This window comes from Streptomyces candidus, from assembly GCF_014207445.1.
Lineage (GTDB): Bacteria > Actinomycetota > Actinomycetes > Streptomycetales > Streptomycetaceae > Streptomyces > Streptomyces candidus.
On record NZ_JACHEM010000009.1, the window covers coordinates 226,032 to 248,124 of the forward strand.

The window sequence follows — 22,093 nt, forward strand, 5'->3', positions numbered from 1 at the left end:
ATCAAGCTCCTTGAGCATTGGGCGAGGTCTCTGCGGCCGGGCTCGGGGTGTCGGGGGCGGATCCCCGAGAAGACACGCCATCGGCGGACTTCTCGCCCTTGCTGCCGCGCCACGCGTCGCGCAGCGCTTCGTGCCACCGTCGGCGCGTGCGCGGCGGAACATGGTCCACACCGCCCGGCGACCACGGATTGCACCGCAGAATGCGCCAGGCGGTGAGAGCTGTGCCCTTCACCGCGCCGTGCCGGTCGATGGACGTGAATCCGTAGTGGGAACACGACGGGTAGTACCGGCAGACCGGCCCGAGCATGGGGCTGATGGTCCACTGGTACAGCTTGATGAGCGCCAGCAGCGGGTACTTCATCGCGTGCCTCTCCCCCGACCTTCGGTTTGGGGAGCCCCGCCCAGCAGCCGCTGCAACGCGGCGTCCAGGTCCTGGGCCAGCTGTGCGTAGTCGGCCCCGCCCGCTCCGGGCAGCGCCCGTACGACTACCAGGCTACCGGGGGGCAGCTCGGCAATCCTTTCGCGCATGAGATGGCGGAGTCTGCGCTTCACCGCGTTGCGTACGACAGCGACTCCGACGGCTTTGCTCACGACGAAACCCGCACGCGTCGGGGGAGTGCTCTCCCCTGCCGCGTGCGGGTCCGTTGCACCGCTACTGCGTAGATGGACGACGAGAAGCGGGCGGCCTGCACGGCGCCCTCGTCGTACCGCGGTCGCGAAGTCCTCGCGCCGCCTCAGCCGATTCTCGGTAGGCAGCACGTCATGACCCGAACGGGATCAGGCGGACAGTTCGCTGCGGCCCTTGGCACGGCGGTTCGCCAGGATGGCGCGGCCGGCACGGGTACGCATGCGCAGACGGAAGCCGTGGGTCTTGGCACGACGACGGTTGTTCGGCTGGAAGGTGCGCTTGCTCACTCGGGGGCTCCAGAAATGAATCGGGGATGGCGGGACATCGCCTGGCTGTCACCGTGCGCCCACGAGGAAGCTCGCAACGCCTTCAGTGCACCGCTTCACGATCATTGACCATGATCTTTGCCCATCGGAGGCAGGCGGCAGCAGCCATCGACAACTCGACCTGGTTACGGTACGCGCGGCTACGCCATCCGGTCAAACCAGGGCTTGTCGGAGCCGCTCTGTGCACAGCCTGTGGACAACAACTTGAACCGCGTGAGCTGCCCCGACTACCGTGGCCCAACCTGGATTCTGGCTTTCGTAGGCATGCAACCCATGTGTCCCTGCCCGTCCAGGCCGAACTTCCCGTCCCGTCCCGAGAACCACACCTTCGTGGGACCTGTGAGAGAGCGTGCCCTGTGGCTGACGTACCTGCCGATCTTGCCGCAGTGTGGCCACGCGTGCTGGAGCATCTGCTCGGTGAGGGCCAGCAGGGCCTCGAAGCCAAGGACAAGCAGTGGATCGAACGCTGCCAGCCGCTCGCCCTGGTCGCCGACACCGCACTTCTCGCCGTGCCCAACGGATACGGGAAGCAGGTCCTGGAAGGCCGGCTCGCCCCCCTCATCAGCGAGGCACTCAGCCACGAGTGCGGCAGGCCGATCCGGATCGCCGTCACCGTCGACGACTCCGTCGGCGAGTCGCCCGCCCCTCCGCCCCGCCAGCAGTCCTCGCAGCCGTCCCCGTACCAGGGACAGCACCAGGGCGCTCAGCACCAGGACCAGCAGCAGAGCCGGCAGCGAGACGACCAGCAGCGCGACGTCCGCAACAGCCGCGACTCGCGCGACGGTTACGACAACACCTACGGGCGCCGTCCGCAGCACGACGACGGGCTGCCGACAGCCCGCCCCGCCTACCCCGAGTACCGGCAGCAGTCCCGCCCCGCCCCCGGCTCCTGGCCCGGCGGCGGGCAGGACGACCACGGCGGCTGGCAGCAGCCCCGGCTCGGCGGCTTCCAGGAACGCGACTCCTACTCCCGGCCGCCGCAGCACGACTACCGGTCGCAGTTGCCCGACCGGCCCTCGTACGACCAGCAACAGCAGTCATACGAGCAGCAGCGTCAGGACCGCCCCGACCGGCAGGACCACGGCCCCCGTCACGGAGGCGGTCCGAACCTGCCTGCGCCCAGCGGTGCCCCCGGCCCGCTCGCCGCTCAGCCCGCGCCCGCACCGGGCCCAGGAGAGCCGCAGGCCCGGCTGAACCCGAAGTACCTTTTCGACACCTTCGTCATCGGCTCCTCGAACCGTTTCGCCCACGCAGCCGCGGTCGCTGTCGCCGAGGCGCCGGCGAAGGCGTACAACCCGCTGTTCATCTACGGGGAGTCCGGGCTCGGCAAGACGCACCTGCTGCACGCCATCGGCCACTATGCCCGCAGCCTCTATCCCGGCACGCGCGTGCGGTACGTGAGCTCCGAGGAGTTCACCAACGAGTTCATCAACTCCATCCGCGACGGCAAGGGCGACGCGTTCCGCAAGCGTTACCGCGACGTGGACATCCTGCTCGTCGACGACATCCAGTTCCTCGCGAGCAAGGAGTCGACGCAGGAGGAGTTCTTCCACACGTTCAACACGCTGCACAACGCGAACAAGCAGATCGTGCTGTCCTCCGACCGGCCGCCCAAGCAGCTGGTCACGCTGGAGGACCGGCTGCGCAATCGCTTCGAGTGGGGTCTGACCACCGACGTGCAGCCGCCTGAGCTGGAGACGCGCATCGCTATCCTGCGCAAGAAAGCGGTGCAGGAGCAGCTCAACGCCCCTCCGGAGGTACTGGAGTTCATCGCCTCCCGCATCTCGCGCAACATCCGCGAGCTGGAGGGAGCGCTGATCCGTGTCACGGCCTTCGCGAGCCTGAACAGGCAGCCGGTGGACCTCGGTCTCACCGAGCAGGTACTGAAGGACCTCATCCCCGGCGGCGAGGACGCCTCGCCGGAGATCACCGCGCCCGCCATCATGTCGGCGACGGCGGACTACTTCGGGCTGACGGTGGACGACCTGTGCGGATCCTCGCGCAGCCGCGTGCTGGTGACGGCACGCCAGATCGCCATGTACCTGTGCCGGGAGCTCACCGACCTCTCGCTGCCGAAGATCGGCGCGCAGTTCGGCGGCCGGGACCACACGACGGTGATGCACGCGGACCGCAAGATCCGCGCTCTGATGGCCGAGCGCCGGTCCATCTACAACCAGGTCACCGAGCTCACCAACCGCATCAAGAACGTCTGACGGCCCGGTCCGTACGACGCCGAAGGGCGCCTGGAGAAGCATTGTCCAGGCGCCCTTTCCGTTGCCTGCCGACGCCTTGAGAACGTGATGCGCGCGTCCGCCGGGCTGTTCGCGCTGTTTTCCCCGAGCTGTGGAGGACCGGTCCTGTTCGAATAAGGGCCTGTGGGCTGCGGTTCTCCACAGATCCTGGGACGATGTCCCGTCCACACCCTGGGGACTGAGAAGTTGTCCAGATTGCGTCCACAGGTACGCGAGCTGAGGCTCCATCACTCCAGGTCAAGTGGCTGTGGAATTGTGGCAAACCGTCATCCACAGGCTGTGGACAGTTATTCGTCCACAGGGCGCCCGACGCGTTGTCCACCGATGGCCCACAGGGACGGGGGTCTTTCCCACAGCTTTTCCCCAGCGTTGTCCACTGTTCGGCAACGGAACACCCTCTCTCACTGGGTCGAGTGAAAGCCGTCACACCAAGGAGGCCGGTTGCCCTGTGGGGAAGCTGGGTAAAGCTGGGGACACAGCTGTGGGGAAGTAGGGGTCCCCTGTGTATCGGGTGTGCACAACATCGCACCGTCCACAGAGCGGCCGAGTTGTCCACCGGTCCCGCCCACAGGCGCGGTGGACAAAAAAGTGGGTCTGAGCTGCGGAAACAAGGTTATCCACGGTTTCCACAGGCCCTACTACTACTCCCACTAAGAGTGAGACCGGAATCCGCATCGAAGAAGGCCCTGTGTACAACTCGGCCCCTCGGCTCCTCGCGCCTCTCGCCACGACTTGACCCGCAGCAGCACCGACTGTCGGTGGCGTACGTCAGACTGGTCCCCGGTGAACTTCCCCAGCCGACGGCCGGGAGACACCAGTCCGACGAAGAAAAGCCAGCAGGGCGAGCCAGCAACAGCAGGAGGCGGTTCCGGTGAAGATCCGGGTGGAGCGCGATGTACTCGCGGAGGCGGTGGCCTGGACGGCCCGCAGCCTCCCGGCCCGTCCGCCGGTGCCCGTCCTCGCGGGCCTTCTGCTGAAGGCCGAGGAGGGCGCACTGAGCCTCTCCGGCTTCGACTACGAGGTTTCGGCCCGTGTGTCGGTCGACGCGGAGATCGAGGAGGACGGCACGGTCCTGGTGTCCGGCCGGCTCCTCGCCGACATCTGCCGTGCCCTCCCCAACCGGCCGGTGGAGATTTCCACAGACGGTGTACGGGCGACCGTGGCCTGCGGCTCCTCGCGGTTCACACTCCACACGCTTCCTGTGGAGGAGTACCCGGCGCTGCCGCAGATGCCGTCCGCCACCGGCACCGTCCCGGGCGAGGTGTTCGCCTCCGCCGCCGCTCAGGTGGCAATCGCCGCCGGTCGTGACGACACGCTGCCCGTGCTGACCGGTGTGCGCATCGAGATCGAGGGCGAGACGGTCACGCTGGCGTCCACCGACCGCTACCGCTTCGCGGTCCGCGAGTTCCTGTGGAAGCCGGAGGACCCGGACGCGTCCGCGGTCGCCCTGGTGCCCGCCAAGACGCTCCTGGACACCGCCAAGTCGCTGACCAGCGGCGACACGGTGACCATCGCGCTGTCCGGCTCGGGTGCAGGCGAGGGCCTGATCGGTTTCGAAGGCGCCGGTCGCCGTACGACGACCCGCCTCCTCGAAGGCGACCTGCCGAAGTACCGGACGCTGTTCCCGACCGAGTTCAACTCCGTCGCCGTCATCGAGACCGCCCCGTTCGTCGAGGCGGTGAAGCGCGTGGCACTGGTTGCGGAGCGGAACACCCCGGTCCGGCTGACCTTCGAACAGGGCGTCCTGATCCTTGAAGCGGGTTCCAGCGACGATGCACAGGCTGTGGAGCGTGTCGACGCCAGCCTGGACGGCGACGACATCTCGATCGCCTTCAACCCGACCTTCCTGCTGGACGGTCTGAGTGCCATCGACTCGCCGGTCGCGCAGCTCTCCTTCACGACATCCACGAAGCCGGCGCTGCTCAGCGGCCGCCCGGCCGTGGATGCCGAGGCGGACGACGCGTACAAGTACCTGATCATGCCGGTGCGGCTCTCGGGCTGATCCCGGGGGACTGCCGTGCAGGCCCGGGGCCCAGGGGGCGCCGGGCCTCACGTGCCCCTCGGGCCCTCCGCCCACCCCGGGCGTAGGCTCGGACCCGGGTACGAATCGCCTCGAATGTTAAGGAATCTCTGATGGAGCTCGGTCTCGTCGGCCTCGGCAAGATGGGCGGCAACATGCGCGAGCGCATTCGCCGCGCAGGCCACACCGTCATCGGTTACGACCGCAACCAGGACGTCGCCGACGTCCACAGCCTGGAAGAGCTTGTGGGCAAGCTCAAGGGCCCGCGCGTCGTATGGGTCATGGTCCCGGCCGGTGACGCCACCCAGACCACGATCGACGCCCTCGGTGAGCTGTTGTCGCCCGGCGACGTGGTCGTCGACGGCGGAAACTCGCGCTGGACGGACGACGAGAAGCACGCCGAGGAGCTGAAGGCCAAGGGCATCGGCTTCGTCGACTGCGGCGTCTCCGGCGGCGTCTGGGGCCTGGAGAACGGCTACGCGCTGATGTACGGCGGCGACGCCGACGACGTGGCGAAGGTCCAGCCGGTCTTCGACGCCCTCAAGCCCGAGGGTGATTTCGGCTCGGTGCACGCCGGCAAGGTCGGCGCCGGTCACTTCGCGAAGATGGTCCACAACGGCATCGAGTACGCCATGATGCAGGCGTACGCCGAGGGCTGGGAGCTGCTGGAGAAGGTCGACTCCGTCACGGACGTGCGCGAGGTCTTCCGCTCCTGGCAGGAGGGCACGGTCATCCGTTCCTGGCTGCTGGACCTGGCGGTCAACGCGCTCGACGACGACGAGCACCTGGAGGGGCTGCGCGGGTTCGCGGCGGACTCCGGCGAGGGCCGCTGGACCGTCGAGGCCGCCATCGACAACGCCGTGCCGCTGCCCGCGATCACGGCCTCCCTGTTCGCCCGCTTCGCGTCGCGTCAGGACGACTCCCCGCAGATGAAGATGATCGCCGCGCTGCGCAACCAGTTCGGCGGGCACGCGGTCGAGTCCAACAAGAAGTAAGCACCGCAGCAGTAGGCCCGGAAGGGCAGCAAGGCACAGTCGGGGGAAGGTCGGCGCACCACCATGCACGTCACGCATCTGTCGCTGGCCGACTTCCGCTCGTACGCCCGGGTCGAGGTTCCGCTCGACCCGGGCGTCACCGCGTTCGTGGGGGCGAACGGACAGGGCAAGACGAACCTCGTCGAAGCTGTCGGTTATCTGGCGACCCTCGGCAGTCACCGGGTCTCCTCCGACGCTCCTTTGGTACGGATAGGAGCCGAGCGTGCCGTGATCCGCGCGGCCGTCACGCAGGGCGAGCGGTCCCAGCTGATCGAGCTGGAACTCAACCCCGGCCGGGCCAACCGTGCCCGTATCAACAGGTCGTCGCAGGTCAGGCCGCGCGACGTGCTGGGGATAGTACGAACCGTCCTGTTCGCGCCCGAGGATCTCGCCCTGGTCAAGGGCGACCCCGGCGAGCGCCGGAAGTTCCTGGACGAGCTGATCACGGCCCGGTCGCCGCGGATGGCCGGGGTGCGATCGGACTACGAACGGGTGCTCAAGCAGCGCAACACCCTCCTGAAGTCGGCCGCGATGGCGCGCAGGCACGGCGGCCGGTCCATGGACATGTCCACCATCGACGTATGGGACCAGCACCTGGCGAAGGCGGGGGCTGAGCTCCTCGCCCAGCGGCTTGATCTGGTCGCCACGCTTCAGCCGCTGGCGGACAAGGCCTACGAACAACTGGCGCCCGGTGGTGGGCCGGTGGTGCTGGAGTACCGGAACTCGGCGCCCGGTGAGGCGCAGTCCCGGGAGGACCTCTACGGGCAGTTGCTGGGGGCGCTCGGCGAGGCGCGCAAGCAGGAGATCGAGCGCGGCGTGACTCTCGTGGGTCCGCACCGGGACGAACTGCTTTTGAGGCTGGGCCAGTTGCCTGCGAAGGGCTATGCGAGTCACGGCGAGTCCTGGTCGTATGCCCTGGCTCTGCGGCTCGCTTCGTACGACTTGCTGCGGGCAGAGGGGAACGAGCCGGTGCTGGTGCTGGACGACGTGTTCGCGGAGCTGGACGCGCGGCGCCGGGAGCGGTTGGCGGAGTTGGTGGCACCGGGCGAGCAGGTGCTGGTGACCGCGGCGGTGGACGACGATGTGCCGGGCGTTCTGGCCGGTGCGCGCTTCGATGTGGCCGGTGGCGAGGTGACGCGCCTGTGAGCGGCGAAAGCAGGCCGAGGGCCGGAGCGTCGAAGCAAGGCGCGTCGAACCCGGTGGCGGCGAAGACCGTCGGGTCGACGGCGGCCGACTCCAAGACCGGGACCGTTGCGCCGGGAGTTCCTCAGTCGTCGGGGGTGGATCTGGCACGGCAGGCCCTGGCCGCGGCGAAGGAGCAGGCCCGGGCACGGGGTGCGGCCGCGCAGCAGAAGAAGACGGTGCGTCGCGGGGGCGGTCTGCGCTCCGGGTCGGGGGCTGACGGCCGTGACCCGTTGAAACTGGGGGCCGCGCTGGATCGGCTGAAGACCGAACGGGGCTGGGAGATGCCGATCGCGGTCAGCGGGGTGATGGGGCGCTGGAAGGAGATCGTGGGGCCGGACGTGGCTCAGCATTCCGAGCCGCTGAAGTACGACGAGGACGAGCGGATCCTGGTGGTCCGCTGCGATTCCACGGCGTGGGCGACCCAGTTGAAGTGGATGGTGCCGGATCTTCTGCGCCGTCTCAACGGGGAGCTTGGGCGGGACACCGTACGAGTGATCAAACTTCAGGGGCCGAATGCACCGCAACGCCGGTACGGACCGTTGCGGGCGCCGGGGAGCACGGGCCCTGGGGATACGTACGGGTAGGGCGGATGTGTCGGTGTTTCACGTGAAACATGACGAGGAAGTTTCACGTGAAACCGGACGACCGGAGTGAGGCGTCCCTCACCGTATTCGGAGCTTGACAGCTCGAAGCGCTGGGTGCCCGTGTGAGCCGCCTGGAGCCCCTCCCCGGATATGGGGAGTAGGTCGGCCCCGGTTCGGGGCGGCACATGCGGACTCAGGCACCAGCAAACCCCCATTCATGTCCGCGCTACCGGTAGACTGGTCAGTAGTCCTCGCTTTGTTTCGCGGGGCACGTCGACTCACACAGAACGACGCAGCCGCTCCTGCCTGCCTGGGGATGGGGATCCCCCCAGCCGACGGCAGGGGATGGGCCTGTGCTGTGCCAGAAAGGGCGCTTCGTGGCCGATTCCGGCAACCCCAACGAGATCAGTCCGTCCACTGCCGGCGAAGCCGGCGAGGTCACCGACGTGAAGGCAGCCTCCCCGGTGCGCACTTCCTCCGGGGTCACTTCGTCGTACGACGCCAGCGCGATCACAGTCCTTGAGGGGCTGGACGCGGTCCGCAAGAGGCCCGGCATGTACATCGGCTCGACCGGTGAACGTGGCTTGCATCACATGGTGCAGGAGGTTGTCGACAACTCCGTCGACGAAGCCCTCGCCGGCCACGCGGACGCCATCGACGTCACGATCCTCGCCGATGGCGCCGTGCGCGTCATCGACAACGGCCGAGGCATCCCGGTGGGCATCCACCCGGTCGAGAAGAAGCCGGCCGTCGAGGTCGTGCTCACCGTGCTGCACGCGGGCGGCAAGTTCGGCGGCGGGGGCTACGCGGTCTCCGGTGGTTTGCACGGTGTCGGTGTCTCCGTGGTGAACGCGCTTTCGTACAAGCTCGCCGTCGAAATCAGGACGGAGGGCTACCGCTGGACGCAGGAGTACAAGGCGGGCGCCCCGACCGCGCCCCTGGAGCGGCACGAGGCCACCGAGGAGACCGGCACCTCGGTCACGTTCTGGGCCGACCCCGACATCTTCGAGACCACCGAGTACTCGTTCGAGACACTGTCGCGGCGTTTCCAGGAGATGGCGTTCCTGAACAAGGGACTCACCATCAAGCTGACGGACGAGCGGGAATCCGCGAAGGCCGTCGCCGGCGCGGACACTCCCGAGACTGCGGACGACGAGCAGGTCCGTACGGTCACGTACCACTACGAGGGCGGCATCGTCGACTTCGTGAAGTACCTGAACTCGCGCAAGGGTGAGCTGATCCACCCGACCGTCATCGATGTGGAGGCCGAGGACAAGGAGCGTCTCCTTTCGGTCGAGATCGCGATGCAGTGGAATTCGCAGTACACCGAGGGCGTGTACTCGTTCGCGAACACGATCCACACCCACGAGGGCGGTACGCACGAGGAGGGTTTCCGTGCGGCGCTGACGGGTCTGGTGAACCGGTACGCACGGGAGAAGAAGTTCCTGCGCGAGAAGGACGACAACCTCGCGGGTGAGGACATCCGCGAGGGTCTGACCGCGATCATCTCGGTGAAGCTGGGCGAGCCGCAGTTCGAGGGCCAGACGAAGACCAAGCTGGGCAACACGGAGGCGAAGACCTTCGTGCAGAAGGTCGTGCACGAGCACCTCAACGACTGGTTCGACCGCAATCCGAACGAGGCCGCGGACATCATCCGCAAGTCGATCCAGGCCGCCACGGCCCGTGTCGCGGCCCGCAAGGCCCGGGATCTGACCCGCCGCAAGGGACTGCTGGAGTCGGCTTCGCTGCCGGGCAAGCTGTCCGACTGCCAGTCGAACGACCCGACGAAGTGCGAGATCTTCATCGTCGAGGGTGACTCCGCCGGCGGTTCGGCGAAGTCCGGCCGCAACCCGATGTACCAGGCGATCCTGCCGATCCGAGGCAAGATCCTCAACGTCGAGAAGGCACGGATCGACAAGATCCTGCAGAACACCGAAGTACAGGCGCTGATCAGTGCCTTCGGTACCGGGGTGCACGAGGACTTCGACATCGAGAAGCTCCGCTACCACAAAATCATTTTGATGGCGGACGCCGACGTCGACGGTCAGCACATCAACACGCTGCTCCTGACGTTCCTGTTCCGCTTCATGCGGCCGCTGGTCGAGGCGGGGCACGTGTACCTGTCGCGTCCGCCGCTGTACAAGCTCAAGTGGAGCCGCGACCACGTCGAGTACGCCTACTCCGACCGGGAGCGCGACGCGCTGCGGGAGGCGGGCGAGCAGCAGGGCAAGCGCATCAAGGAGGGCGACCTCCAGCGCTTCAAGGGTCTCGGTGAGATGGATGCCGAGGAGCTGCGCATCACCACGATGGACGTCGACCACCGTGTGCTCGGCCAGGTCACTCTGGACGACGCTGCCCAGGCCGACGACCTGTTCTCGGTGCTGATGGGCGAGGACGTCGAAGCGCGGCGCTCGTTCATCCAGCGCAACGCCAAGGACGTTCGCTTCCTCGACATCTGAGTCGGTCCGTCGCTGACCGCTTCGAAAGGATTTTGACCAGCAATGGCCGACGAGAACACCCCTGTGACCCCTGCTCCCGAGGATCTGACCGTACGGATCGAGCCCGTCGGACTCGAGACCGAGATGCAGCGTTCGTACCTCGACTACGCGATGTCCGTCATCGTCGCGCGTGCGCTGCCCGATGTGCGGGACGGTCTGAAGCCCGTGCACCGCCGCGTCCTGTACGCGATGTACGACGGCGGCTACCGGCCCGAGAAGGGCTTCTACAAGTGCGCCCGCGTCGTCGGTGACGTCATGGGCACGTACCACCCCCACGGCGACTCCTCGATCTACGACGCCCTGGTGCGGCTGGCGCAGCCGTGGTCGATGCGGATGCCGCTGGTGGCGTCCAACGGCAACTTCGGCTCGCCGGGCAACGACCCTGCGGCCGCTATGCGCTACACCGAGTGCAAGATGGCGAACCTCTCGATGGAGATGGTCCGCGACATCGACGAGGAGACCGTCGACTTCACGGCCAACTACGACGGCCGTAACCAGGAGCCCACGGTTCTGCCGTCCCGTTTTCCGAACCTGCTGGTCAACGGCTCGTCCGGCATCGCCGTCGGTATGGCGACCAACATTCCGCCGCACAACCTGCGCGAGGTCGCCGCGGGTGCGCAGTGGTGCCTGGAGAACCCGGAGGCCTCCCAGGAGGAGGTCTTGGACGCGCTGCTGGAGCGCATCAAGGGCCCTGATTTCCCGACCGGCGCCCTGGTGGTGGGCCGCAAGGGCATCGAGGAGGCGTACCGGACGGGCCGCGGCTCGATCACGATGCGCGCCGTCGTTGCGGTCGAGGAGATCCAGAACCGTCAGTGCCTGGTCGTGACGGAGCTCCCGTACCAGACCAACCCGGACAACCTCGCGCAGAAGATCGCCGACCTGGTGAAGGACGGCAAGGTCGGCGGCATCGCCGACGTCCGTGACGAGACCTCCTCGCGGACCGGTCAGCGTCTGGTCGTCGTGCTCAAGCGCGACGCCGTCGCCAAGGTGGTGCTGAACAACCTCTACAAGCACACCGACCTGCAGTCGAACTTCAGCGCGAACATGCTGGCGCTGGTCGACGGGGTGCCGCGCACGCTGTCGCTGGACGCGTTCATCAGGCACTGGGTGACGCACCAGATCGAAGTCATCGTCCGCCGTACGAAGTTCCGCCTTCGCAAGGCGGAGGAGCGGGCGCACATCCTGCGCGGTCTGCTCAAGGCACTGGATGCGATCGACGAGGTCATCGCGCTGATCCGCCGCTCCAACACGGTCGAGATCGCCCGTGAGGGACTGATGGGCCTGCTGTCGATCGACGAGATCCAGGCGAACGCGATCCTGGAGATGCAGCTGCGCCGGCTGGCCGCCCTGGAGCGCCAGAAGATCGTGGCGGAGCACGACGAACTCCAGACCAAGATCAACGAGTACAACGAGATTCTGGCCTCACCGGAGCGCCAGCGTGCCATCGTCAGCGAGGAACTGGCCGTCATCGTCGACAAGTTCGGCGACGACCGGCGCTCGCAGCTGGTGCCCTTCGACGGCGACATGTCCATGGAGGACCTGATCGCCGAAGAGGACATCGTCGTCACCATCACCAACGGTGGCTACGTGAAGCGCACCAAGACCGAGGACTACCGGTCGCAGAAGCGCGGCGGCAAGGGTGTGCGCGGTACGAAGCTGAAGCAGGACGACATCGTCGACCACTTCTTCGTGTCGACCACTCACCACTGGTTGCTGTTCTTCACGAACAAGGGCCGGGTGTACCGGGCGAAGGCCTACGAGCTTCCCGACGCCGGGCGTGACGCGCGAGGCCAGCACGTGGCGAACCTGCTGGCGTTCCAGCCGGACGAGAAGATCGCCCAGATCCTGGCGATCCGGGACTACGACGCGGCGCCGTACCTGATCCTGGCCACCAAGGGCGGCCTGGTGAAGAAGACGTCGCTGAAGGATTACGACTCGCCCCGTTCGGGTGGTGTCATCGCCATCAACCTGCGGGAGACCGCGGACGGCAGCGACGACGAGCTGATCGGTGCGGAGCTGGTGTCGGCGGAGGACGATCTGCTGCTGGTCAGCAGGAAGGCCCAGTCGATCCGGTTCACGGCGACGGACGATGCGCTGCGCCCGATGGGCCGGGCGACGTCCGGTGTGAAGGGCATGAGTTTCCGTGAGGGTGACGAACTGCTCTCGATGAATGTGGTCAGGCCCGGTACGTTCGTCTTCACCGCGACCGACGGCGGGTACGCGAAGCGCACCCCGGTCGACGAGTACCGCGTCCAGGGTCGCGGTGGTCTGGGCATCAAGGCCGCCAAGATCGTGGAGGACCGGGGCTCGCTCGTGGGCGCGCTGGTGGTGGAGGCGACGGACGAGATCCTCGCCATCACCCTCGGCGGTGGTGTGATTCGTACGCGAGTCAACGAAGTCAGGGAGACGGGCCGTGACACCATGGGCGTCCAACTGATCAACCTGGGCAAGCGGGATGCCGTCGTCGGCATCGCCCGCAACGCCGAGGCCGGTCGTGAGGCCGAGGAGGTCGACGGTGCCGAGAACGGGCCGGAGACCGATGTGGACAGTGCGGTCACTGCCATGACCGCGGCCGAAGTAGCCGAGGGCGCAGAGTCCTCGGCTGGGGAGCGCGAGGAGTAAGTCGTGAGTGGAGCCACGGGCACCGGAAAAAAAGCTTCCGGGGCCGGAGCACCCGGTGCCCGTGGCTCTGCCGCGGACTCCCAGGGGGGAACTGTGACAGATACCCGGGGGCCGCAGCCCCCACAGGGGTACGACGGGTATGCGGCGGGGCCGCTGCCCGGCGAGCGGGACAAGCCGGCCCAGGGGCCGGACTCCCAGCCGTACCACCCGCCTCAGGCGTACCAAGCTGCCCCCGCGGGTGGCGGCGGCACGCACGGCGGGCAGCGTGGCCCCCAGCAGGCCGGTGGAGGCACGCAGGGCGAGCAGGCGGAGGCGGCGGTGCGTCGTCCTCGTACGGGGGCACGGACGACGCCTCGTACGCGCAAGGCGCGGCTGCGGGTGGCGAAGGCCGACCCATGGTCGGTGATGAAGGTCAGCTTCCTGCTGTCGATCGCGCTGGGTATCTGCACGGTGATCGCGGCGGCCGTGCTGTGGATGGTCATGGATGCCATGGGCGTCTTCGAGACCGTCGGCGGCACGATCAGTGAGGCGACGAGTTCGACGGCCGGCTCCGTGGAGAGCGTCGGGTTCGACCTCCAGTCGTTCCTGTCGCTGCCTCGGGTGCTGATCTTCACCTCGGTGATCGCGGTGATCGACGTGGTGCTGGCGACGGCTCTTGCGACGCTGGGGGCGTTCATCTACAACCTCTCGGCCGGTTTCGTGGGCGGCGTGGAGCTCACGCTCGCCGAGGACGAGTAGGGCCTCGTGGTGGGGGGTGGGGAACCGATTTTGGGACTTCCCCCCACGTGCGCTAATCTTCAGGAGTCAGCGCGCGAGCGCGGCGGGGCTATAGCTCAGTTGGTTAGAGCGCATCCCTGATAAGGATGAGGCCACAGGTTCAAATCCTGTTAGCCCCACAGTGACCGGTTGGCCCGGACGAGGAATTCCTCGTCCGGGCCAACCGGTTTTGTGCGTCGGAAAGTTGGCGCACCCCGTAGGTCACCGATCGGTATCGGTCGGTGTGTATAGTCGGCCGCCAAAGGTCTCCTACGTCAAGGAAAGACGAGGTCGCGCGGTGAAGAAGCTTCTCCTGGTCGCACTGGCCGCCATTGGCGGGCTCCTCGTGTACCGCCAGATCCAGGCGGATCGCGCCGAGCAGGATCTGTGGACGGAGGCGACTGACTCCGTGCCCGCAGGTTCGGGTGTCTGAGCCCCAGTAGTCACCCACAGGGCCCCGGCCGCTTCGAGCGGCCGGGGCCCTGTGCTGTGCCGGAACGGCCATGTGAGTGCTCTGCGGGCATGTTGCCGTTCCGGGATCGGGGCGAATTCACGCCCGTGTTCCGCTGTGCAAAGCGCTGACTTGCGGGAGCGAATGCAGGGAAACCCGGAAGAAGCGGCGAGTGTGGGATGAGGGCGGGGACTGCCATGGCCGCCAATCATCGCTGGGCTTGCTCGCAGCAGGAGCGGTTGCTGTTTCACGTGAAACACAGTGTGCTGCGATCGGTGATGTTTCACGTGAAACGCCTGGCTCGACGTGGACTGGCCAACGGTCGCCAGTCCGACGCCGTGACTGAACAAGCACTCGGCCCCCAGCCAGTGATGCGGTTCGTGCGCGGCGTAAGACCCGCCGGGGCGCCTCCGCGCTTCCGTCCGTCGTAGATTCCTCCACGGGCCGCACAGGGCCTTCTCGGGGCTGCTTAGAGGCTGCCCGGGCAACGTGCCGCACATGGATTGCCGTCGAGGTGACGAACGCTCAGGACCCGCGAGCAGAAAGCCGCTTGCGAGGGCGGAGGTCCGCGCGGCCGTGCGTCGGCTGGGAAGTCACCCACCCGGACAGACAGTTCCATGGGGCGCGAGGCAGGATGGTCCATCGCGAGCGCGGTGGCAGCCGGTGGAGCGATAGGGAAGGTGGCCGCTCTCGTGCTTCTGGCGGTGCGGCGACGGACGACCGGGGACACGGAAGAGGGGTGGCGTGTGAAGGGACAGCGCAGCAGCTACGAGGGACGCCGGGCGCTCCGGGGGGTGCTTGCCGGGACAGCGGCGCTGTGCGTGGTGGCGGGGCTCCCCGGGCAGGCGTGGGCGGATGAGCCCGCCCCCTACGTCTTCGCCACGGCGGCCCAGCCGGTCCGGGGTGCGGTGAGTACGGCGGAGGCTCCGGCCCTGGCGGCCGGGAGGACGTACAGGGACAGCATCGAACCGACGGGCAAACGGTTCTACCGGCTGGACCTCGACGCACGGACGAACGCGTACGTATCGGCCGTCGCCGTGCCAAAGCTCGGCGCCAAGGTCGGATCGGGCGACGATCTGAAGGTGTCCGTCCTGGACCGCGACAGCAGTTCCTGCGACCCGGGCGACCGGGTGTCCTTCGGCGGTTCGGACGGCTACGCGCGGCCGCTCAGCACGTACGCGGGCAGGCTGATCGAAAAGGGCTCCAGGAGCTGCCAGGACGCCGGCACGTACTACGTACTGGTCGAGCGGGGCAGTTCGGCGACGTCCGCGCCGGAGAACTGGGACCTGGAGATCCGCCACCAGACCGAACCCGGCCTCAAGACGGCAGGGCCGACGAAGGCCGCGGAGAGCTGGCCCAGTGCCTCTCCCGACCCGCCCACCGGCGGCCCGCAGAAGCGCCATGGTGGCACCGGCTTCAACGATGCCACCGGGCTGACCACTGGTGAATGGAGCGACGGGATCAGGCCCGGAGAGTCGCTGTTCTACCGGGTGCCGGTCGACTGGGGACAGCAGATCTTCTCCGACATCGACCTGCACAGCGCGGTCGGTGAGAAGAAGGGTGCCGTCGGCAGCGCGCTGTCCTTCGCCCTGTTCAACCCGGCGCGCGGCTTCGTGCAGCAAGCGAACCCGCTTCTGTACGACGGGAAGCAGAAGTCGGCGTCGATGGACCCGCTCCCGCCCGTGGCGTACGAGAATCGCTTCACCTCCAGCAGCGGCGACAAGAACATGCAGCTGGCCGGCTGGTACTACCTGCGGGTCACGTTGAATCCCAAGGTGGGCAAGGTCTTCGGTGACCAGTCCTACGGGATGACGCTGCGAGTCGGCGTCAAGGGCGAGGAGGGAAAGGCCGGACCCGCCTACGCGGGAGCTGCGGGCGACTTCGGCGTCTCGGACGAAGACCGGGAGGCGGCGGCCGACGGGGTGAGCGCAGCGCAGGAGGAGCGCAGCGGCACGATGCGGGTGGTCGCGGCGGCCGGGATCGGCTCAGGGACCGTGCTCGTCCTCGGGCTCGGAGTGTGGACGCTGCTGGCTCGTCGGCGGGCGGGCACGGAGGTCCCCGGCTCCGCGTCGGCCGCCGTGCCACAGCACCAGGAGCAGAGGTACGGGCCGCCCGCAGGCTTCTAGACCGGGTGCAGGGCCCGCCTGTCGGCGGGCTGGGCGCCGACAGGGCGCTTCAGGCCTGTGTCAGGGCCCAGAAGCCCACGGCGAAACACAGCAGGGCGAGCACCAGGACCGGGACCGTCACCTTCGGGGGCGGGCCCGGCCGTCGTCGCGAGGCCGCCCTGGCGGGCGCAGGCTGCGGGTGCGGTCCGAGCGGAGGGTGCGGTGCGAACTCGGGGTGGGGAGCGGCATGCGGGTGCTGCCGGACCTGCGGCGCCGAGGGTGCCGCAGGCCCGGGAGCGGGAGAGGTGTAGCCACGGGTGGCGGGCTGCTGGTGAGCGACCGCACCGGTGAGGGCCTGGGAAGAGTCAGGCGGTGTCCCGTAGTGGGGAGGGGCCGGGTGGCCAGGTGCGGGGGACGGGGCGGCCTGCGGTGGCGGCGCGAGGTGAAAGCTGCCGGTCTGCGACATCGAGCCGCCGGCCGCCTGCGACGTCGAGGACGCGGAAGAGGCGGGGGCCTGGCCGGGCGAGTACGTCTGGCCGGGCGGTGAGTACGTTTGCCCGCCCGGGGTGGTCGGCGCCTGGGCGGACTCGGGCGACGGACCGTGGTGGGGCGGCACGCTGGGGGGCGGGGTGACGGGGGGCCGCGCGCGGTGGGCCGGGGTGGCGGAGTCACGGCCGCGCGACGAATGGGAGGCGGCGGCTCGGGACGGGCGGGGGTCGGAGGTGTGCGGGGAACGTTCGGGGCCCGACGGGCCGAAGCCCGCCGGGAGGGGGCCGATCTGGTCGAACACCTCGACGGGGTCCTCGTCGGGGTGGGCGTCCGGCAGCATCTCGACCGCTGTGGTCAGTGCCTTGCGGACTCCTGTGGCCGTACGGAACCGGGCCTGCGGGTCGGGCTGGAGCAGGCCCGCCACGACCTGCCACAGCGGCTCCTCAATGCCTTGCGGGGCGGCGGGAACTCCGTACGTGGAGAAGTGTTCGACCAGCGCCCTGGAGTCCGGTTTGCGGCCCTGGAGTAGGTAGAGGGCGACCAGGCCGACCGCGAACAGGTCGGCCGGGAAGTCCGGTTCGGCACCCAGCAGCTGTTCGGGTGCGAAGTAGCCCGGCGTTCCGAAGACGTAATCCGTCTCGGTGAGGCGGGGTTCGCCCTTGCGCATGGAGATGCCGAAGTCGGACAGCCGCAGGTGCGGGCGGCTGGCGCCCGTGGCCTCCATGAGGATGTTCGCGGGCTTGATGTCGCGGTGCACGACGCCCTCCGCGTGCACGGCGGCCAGTCCCGCGAGGAGCTGGTCGAGGAGGGTGCAGACGAACCGGGGCGGGAGCGGGCCGTAGTCCCCGATGACGTGGGCGAGCGACCCGCCGGCCACCAGGTCCATCGTGAACAGCACCTTGTCGTCGTCCGCCGCCCAGCTGGCAGGCGCCAGGACATGCGGATGGTCGATGCGCAGTGCCTGTTCGCGGACGAAGCGCAACAGGGTGTGCGCGTCGCTCTGCTGAAGGACCTTCGCGGCGACGTAACGCCGCCTCCGGTGGTCCCAGGCGCGCCAGACCGCGCCCACCCCGCCCCGGCCGATCGGGTCGATCAGCTCGTACCGCCCCGCGAATACTTCACCCATTGCGCTGCGCCCGCTCCCCGATCCGCTTCGTACCGCTTCCGTACGGCTCGCCCGTCCGCTTCCGGCCGGCCGTCAGCTCTGGTGTGCCTCGTAGTGCGCGATCGCCTCGGCGGTGCGCCCGGCCCCGTACACCCGCAGGAACTCTGCCAGTTCCGGATGGTCGGCGGAGAGGGAATCCGCTGCGTGGATGATGTCCCCCGCCCCCGCCACCGACCGCAGCAGCGACTGGATCTCGCGGACCACGCGGCGCACTGTTGGCGCGCCCGAACTGGACGTCGTCTGGCTGGTGGTGCTCAGCACCGATCCGCCCTGCGACTTCCTGATCTCTTCCATTCGGTCGGTGGCCTCCCCCGCGCTGACGCTGCCGTCCGCGACCTGGCCCGCGAGGTCCTGCAGCGCCTGCACGCGCTGGACCACCGCCGGGTTGCCGATCTTGGCCCGCTGGCCGCTCATCAGCTGGGACAGCATGGGCGCGGACAGGCCGAGTACGGCGGCGAGCCTGGCTTGGTTGAGGCCCAGGTCGTCTATGAGGCGGCGGAAGAGCGCCCCCAGCGGCTCCCCGTACCAACTGCGCTGAAGCTCCCTGGCTCTCGCCGCGGCTTCCTGCTGTGCTGCGTCCATCTGCGTCTCCCCTTCGCTGCTGCGAACCTCGCGGTGCATCTTACGGAGAGTGGTCGTCGGCGGGGAGCCCCAATCTGTTTGCGAAATTACCGGGGACACCCGCTACTCTGGTGTCCGTCGGTCGCCGGGTGCTGTTCCGCTCGCTTCCCGACACCCTTTCCGGGGCCTTAGCTCAGTTGGTAGAGCGCTGCCTTTGCAAGGCAGATGTCAGGAGTTCGAATCTCCTAGGCTCCACAGCGGATCCGCAGAGGATCCAATGGCATGACAAAGACCCCTCGGGCTGCACTTCGCAGCTCGGGGGGTCTTTGCCGTCACTCGGGGCGGGTCCGGTGTCAGCGGTCCTTGGGGTCCGCCGCCTCGGCTTCCGCCTGCTTCGCCTGCACCTCGGGGTCGAGCGCGGCCTGACCACTGCCGTCGACCGTGGTCAACGGGGTGCGGTCGTGGACCTCGGTGGCGGCCGGGGGCTCCACGAGCCAGTCCGGGTTGGCCTGCTTGTCCCACCACTTCCATGCGGCGAAGGCACCGCCCGCAAGCAGGCCCAGCACCGTCAGGCGCTTGGCGAGACGGCCGGTGCGGGCCCGGCGCTCGTGCTTGCGCACCAGCTTCTGGACCTCCTTGGGGGAGACCTGGCCGCGCAGGGCGGCGAGAGCCGCCGCACTGCGCGCGGTCGCCTCGTCCCGTACGGGGGTGGCCACCGCCACGGCGTGCTCGACGCGCGGAACGGTGTAGTCCGCGGCCTGCCGGGCGGCCTTCTTCGTCACGACGGCCGCTTTGTGGGCCGCCTCGTCCACGCGAGCCGGTACGTGGGTGCGGGCCTGCTCGATACGAGGGGCGAGATGCGCCCCGTACTGGGCGCGGGCCTGCTCGGTGGCTTGGGAAACCCGCGGCGCGAGCCGTGTCCGGGCTTCGTGCGCGTACTGCACGGCCGTTTCCTTGGCCGTGCCCGCGTAGGGCGCCACCACTTCGGCGGCGTGTCGCACGCTGTCCTTCGCCGTACTGGTCGCGTTGCGCACGCTGTCCTTACGGGTCACGGAAATCCTCCTCCTCGGTGGCGCTTCGGCTATGCGTGTGTCCGCCCGAATCGAAATCATGCCCGTCAGCACCACACCCGGCACGTGTGGGCGGGCATCCGGGTCATGAACGGCCATGAACGACGACCGTGGGGCAAATACGGTGCAAGGGGAACTCCGGACGACAATGCCACGCTTCGCGGCCGGACGCGTCGGTTCCGCACGGACTCGTGCGAAGAAAACCTGTCGTGGGGGCCGGCTGCGGGCGGCTCCGCGACGCCCCGTGGGAGGATCGACGGACGCCTGACGCACTACTGACGGCGGGTGACGAGGACTTCAGCGGGAGGCAGATCCGTGGCCGAGCAGCTTTACGCCACACTCAAGACCAGCCAGGGCGACATCGACATCCGGCTGCTGCCGCACCACGCGCCCAAGACGGTCCGCAACTTCGTCGAACTGGCCACGGGTGAACGGGAGTGGACCAATCCTTCGACCGGGGAGCGGACCACCGACAAGCTGTACGACGGAACGATCTTCCACCGGGTGATCAGTGGCTTCATGATCCAGGGCGGCGACCCGCTCGGAAACGGTCTCGGCGGACCCGGCTACGAGTTCGCGGACGAGTTCCACCCCGAGCTCGCGTTCAACAAGCCGTATCTGCTGGCGATGGCCAACGCGGGTCCCGGCACCAACGGTTCGCAGTTCTTCATCACCGTCGAGCCGACGATGTGGCTCAACCGCAAGCACACCATTTTCGGCGAGGTGGTCGGCGAAGCGAGTAAGAAAGTCGTCGACGCCATCGCGCGGGCTGACATCAACGCGCGCACGGAACGCCCGGTTCAGGACATCGTTCTTCAGACAGTCGTCGTTGAGTCGAGGTCGTGACAATGGACGGCATGGAGCAGCCGCCGAAGAGCCCGGATTCGCAGCGGCCCGCTGATTCCGACGGGGGGCTGCCGCACTGCTACCGGCACCCCGACCGGGAGACCGGCATTCGGTGCACCCGGTGCGAGAAGCCGATCTGTACCGACTGCATGGTCGACGCGTCAGTGGGTTTCCACTGTCCGGACTGCGTACGCAGCGGGTCGGGAACCGGCCACGCACCCGGCGCCAGCCAGCCGCGAAACGTCGTGGGCGGCGTGGTGCACGCGGGGGACCCCCGGCTCGTCACCAAGATCCTGGTGGGGCTGAACCTGGCGGTCTTCGCCGTCGTGTCCCTGGCGCCGGCGGGTGAGCGGATCCTGCGGGAGTTCTACCTCATCGGGGGCGTGGCCGCGCCGCCGTACGTCCTCCTCGACGGGGTGGCCACGGGCGAGTGGTACCGGCTGTTCACGGCGATGTTCCTGCACGAGGAGATCTGGCACATCGCCTTCAACATGCTCGGTCTGTGGTGGCTCGGCGGGCCGCTGGAGGCGGCGCTCGGGCGGGCCCGGTTCCTCGCGCTGTACCTGCTGTCGGGTCTTGCGGGCAGTGCGCTCACCTACGCCGTCGCCGCGCCGAACCAGCCTTCGCTCGGTGCCTCCGGTGCGATCTTCGGGCTGCTCGGAGCGACCGCGGTCCTGATGAAGCGCATGAACTACGACATGCGGCCCGTGATCGCCCTGCTGGTGATCAACCTGATCTTCACTTTCGGCGGCTCCAACATCGCCTGGGAAGCCCACATCGGCGGGCTCGTCGCGGGCGCGCTGCTCGCGCTCGCCCTGGTGCACGCCCCGCGGGAGAAGCGGGCGCTGGTGCAGTACGGGGCTTTCGGCCTGGTCTTCGCCGCGGTGTTGGTGACCGTGCTGGTCAGAACGGCCTCGCTGACTCTGTGAAGACGCATGGGGAGCGGCTGTGGGACTGCTCCCCTGCTCGTTGTCCACAGCGCGTGGCCAGAGCTGTGCATGCTGTGCGGAAGGCGGGGAACAACTGAGCCCCTTGTCGCTGAGCTGGGTCTTTCCGGCCAGGACAAGGGGCTTCAGTAGGTCGCGGGGTGAGGATGCGATCACACTGGCGTCAACAGCCTGAGAGTTATCCACAGATCGTCGTAACTTTTCCTCAGGTGTGGATAACGCTGTGGACAGTTCTGGGCAGTGCTTGTGGAACGACCTGAGAAGTGCCTCTCAAACGCTTACTTCCACTGCGTGGAGACGCCGAAGCCGGCGGCGATGAAGCCGAAGCCGACGACGATGTTCCAGTTCGCGAGGCTCTTCAAGGGCAGCTCGCCCTCGGTCACGTAGAACAGCACGATCCAGGCGAGACCGATGAGGAAGAGCGCCAGCATCACCGGCGCCACCCAGCTGCGGCTCGTCAGCTTGATGGCGGTCGCCTGCTTCGTGGCGGGCGGAGGCGTGAATTCGGCCTTCTTGCGGATACGTGACTTCGGCACGAGGGACTCTCCTGTCGA

The 22,093-nt window shown here is 68.1% G+C and carries 19 protein-coding genes and 2 tRNA genes; 14 read left to right on the forward strand and 7 right to left on the reverse strand.

Features of this window, described 5'->3' with window-relative positions; translation table 11 throughout:
* Position 1: 1 nt before the first annotated feature.
* Genes yidD through rpmH form a run of 3 tightly spaced genes read right to left on the reverse strand, consistent with a single transcriptional unit; the run spans position 2 to position 915 of the window.
* On the reverse strand, positions 2–361 hold the full coding sequence (yidD, locus tag HNQ79_RS18775) for a membrane protein insertion efficiency factor YidD (protein WP_185032510.1): 360 nt from the start codon (positions 359–361) through the stop codon (positions 2–4).
* Complete coding sequence (rnpA, locus tag HNQ79_RS18780; RefSeq protein WP_185032512.1) at positions 358–759, reverse strand: ribonuclease P protein component; 402 nt, start codon at positions 757–759, stop codon at positions 358–360. Before rnpA ends, yidD begins: the two co-directional genes overlap by 4 nt.
* Before the next feature lie 18 nt (positions 760–777).
* Positions 778–915: a 50S ribosomal protein L34 gene (gene rpmH / locus HNQ79_RS18785; RefSeq protein WP_015797593.1), complete on the reverse strand. Its 138-nt coding sequence runs from the start codon at positions 913–915 to the stop codon at positions 778–780.
* A 395-nt stretch (positions 916–1,310) separates the two neighbouring features.
* Here rpmH and dnaA point away from each other — a divergent pair, with 395 nt between their 5' ends.
* The 11 genes from dnaA (at position 1,311) to HNQ79_RS18840 (ending at position 16,482) form a co-directional block, all read left to right on the forward strand.
* Complete coding sequence (dnaA, locus tag HNQ79_RS18790) at positions 1,311–3,167, forward strand: chromosomal replication initiator protein DnaA (protein WP_185032513.1); 1,857 nt, start codon at positions 1,311–1,313, stop codon at positions 3,165–3,167.
* Positions 3,168–4,077: 910 nt separating this feature from the next.
* Complete coding sequence (gene dnaN, locus HNQ79_RS18795) at positions 4,078–5,208, forward strand: DNA polymerase III subunit beta (RefSeq protein WP_185032515.1); 1,131 nt, start codon at positions 4,078–4,080, stop codon at positions 5,206–5,208.
* A gap of 131 nt (positions 5,209–5,339) precedes the next feature.
* A complete protein-coding gene (gnd, locus tag HNQ79_RS18800) occupies positions 5,340–6,221 on the forward strand; it encodes a phosphogluconate dehydrogenase (NAD(+)-dependent, decarboxylating) (RefSeq protein WP_185032517.1) in 882 nt (293 codons plus the stop codon).
* A gap of 63 nt (positions 6,222–6,284) precedes the next feature.
* Complete coding sequence (gene recF / locus HNQ79_RS18805; protein ID WP_185032519.1) at positions 6,285–7,406, forward strand: DNA replication/repair protein RecF; 1,122 nt, start codon at positions 6,285–6,287, stop codon at positions 7,404–7,406.
* A 53-nt stretch (positions 7,407–7,459) separates the two neighbouring features.
* Positions 7,460–8,029, forward strand: a complete 570-nt coding sequence (locus tag HNQ79_RS18810; RefSeq protein ID WP_185032690.1) for a DciA family protein — start codon at positions 7,460–7,462, stop codon at positions 8,027–8,029.
* Positions 8,030–8,382: 353 nt separating this feature from the next.
* Complete coding sequence (gene gyrB, locus HNQ79_RS18815; RefSeq protein ID WP_185032521.1) at positions 8,383–10,488, forward strand: DNA topoisomerase (ATP-hydrolyzing) subunit B; 2,106 nt, start codon at positions 8,383–8,385, stop codon at positions 10,486–10,488.
* A 42-nt stretch (positions 10,489–10,530) separates the two neighbouring features.
* On the forward strand, positions 10,531–13,149 hold the full coding sequence (gene gyrA, locus HNQ79_RS18820; protein ID WP_185032523.1) for a DNA gyrase subunit A: 2,619 nt from the start codon (positions 10,531–10,533) through the stop codon (positions 13,147–13,149).
* Positions 13,150–13,242: 93 nt separating this feature from the next.
* A complete protein-coding gene (locus HNQ79_RS18825) occupies positions 13,243–13,887 on the forward strand; it encodes a DUF3566 domain-containing protein (protein ID WP_185032524.1) in 645 nt (214 codons plus the stop codon).
* A gap of 84 nt (positions 13,888–13,971) precedes the next feature.
* Positions 13,972–14,045 (forward strand) — tRNA-Ile (locus HNQ79_RS18830).
* A 158-nt stretch (positions 14,046–14,203) separates the two neighbouring features.
* Entirely contained in the window at positions 14,204–14,338 is a 135-nt protein-coding gene (locus HNQ79_RS33250) for a DLW-39 family protein (protein WP_003958712.1), read from the forward strand.
* Positions 14,339–14,973: 635 nt separating this feature from the next.
* The gene (locus HNQ79_RS18840; RefSeq protein ID WP_229923259.1) at positions 14,974–16,482 is read left to right on the forward strand and encodes a hypothetical protein; all 1,509 of its coding nucleotides are present in this window, start codon (positions 14,974–14,976) and stop codon (positions 16,480–16,482) included.
* Positions 16,483–16,531: 49 nt separating this feature from the next.
* Here the strand turns inward: HNQ79_RS18840 and HNQ79_RS18845 are convergent, their stop codons facing one another.
* Positions 16,532–18,076 (reverse strand): serine/threonine-protein kinase, encoded by a 1,545-nt coding sequence (locus HNQ79_RS18845; protein ID WP_185032528.1) that lies wholly within the window; start codon positions 18,074–18,076, stop codon positions 16,532–16,534.
* Positions 18,077–18,148: 72 nt separating this feature from the next.
* Positions 18,149–18,697: a DNA-binding protein gene (locus HNQ79_RS18850; protein WP_185032530.1), complete on the reverse strand. Its 549-nt coding sequence runs from the start codon at positions 18,695–18,697 to the stop codon at positions 18,149–18,151.
* 161 nt (positions 18,698–18,858) lie between these two features.
* On the opposite strand from HNQ79_RS18850, the gene HNQ79_RS18855 reads away from it, so the two are divergent.
* Positions 18,859–18,931, forward strand: a tRNA-Ala gene (locus HNQ79_RS18855).
* Positions 18,932–19,029: 98 nt separating this feature from the next.
* On the opposite strand, the gene HNQ79_RS18860 is transcribed toward HNQ79_RS18855, so the two are convergent.
* Positions 19,030–19,728 (reverse strand): DUF5324 family protein, encoded by a 699-nt coding sequence (locus HNQ79_RS18860; RefSeq protein WP_185032532.1) that lies wholly within the window; start codon positions 19,726–19,728, stop codon positions 19,030–19,032.
* A 333-nt stretch (positions 19,729–20,061) separates the two neighbouring features.
* Here HNQ79_RS18860 and HNQ79_RS18865 point away from each other — a divergent pair, with 333 nt between their 5' ends.
* Together HNQ79_RS18865 and HNQ79_RS18870 are read left to right on the forward strand one after the other, a co-directional pair.
* On the forward strand, positions 20,062–20,592 hold the full coding sequence (locus HNQ79_RS18865) for a peptidylprolyl isomerase (protein WP_185032534.1): 531 nt from the start codon (positions 20,062–20,064) through the stop codon (positions 20,590–20,592).
* A gap of 11 nt (positions 20,593–20,603) precedes the next feature.
* The gene (locus HNQ79_RS18870) at positions 20,604–21,521 is read left to right on the forward strand and encodes a rhomboid family intramembrane serine protease (protein WP_185032537.1); all 918 of its coding nucleotides are present in this window, start codon (positions 20,604–20,606) and stop codon (positions 21,519–21,521) included.
* 296 nt (positions 21,522–21,817) lie between these two features.
* On the opposite strand, the gene crgA is transcribed toward HNQ79_RS18870, so the two are convergent.
* Positions 21,818–22,075, reverse strand: coding sequence for a cell division protein CrgA (gene crgA / locus HNQ79_RS18875; RefSeq protein WP_185032539.1), 258 nt, complete (start codon positions 22,073–22,075; stop codon positions 21,818–21,820).
* Positions 22,076–22,093 lie beyond the last annotated feature (18 nt).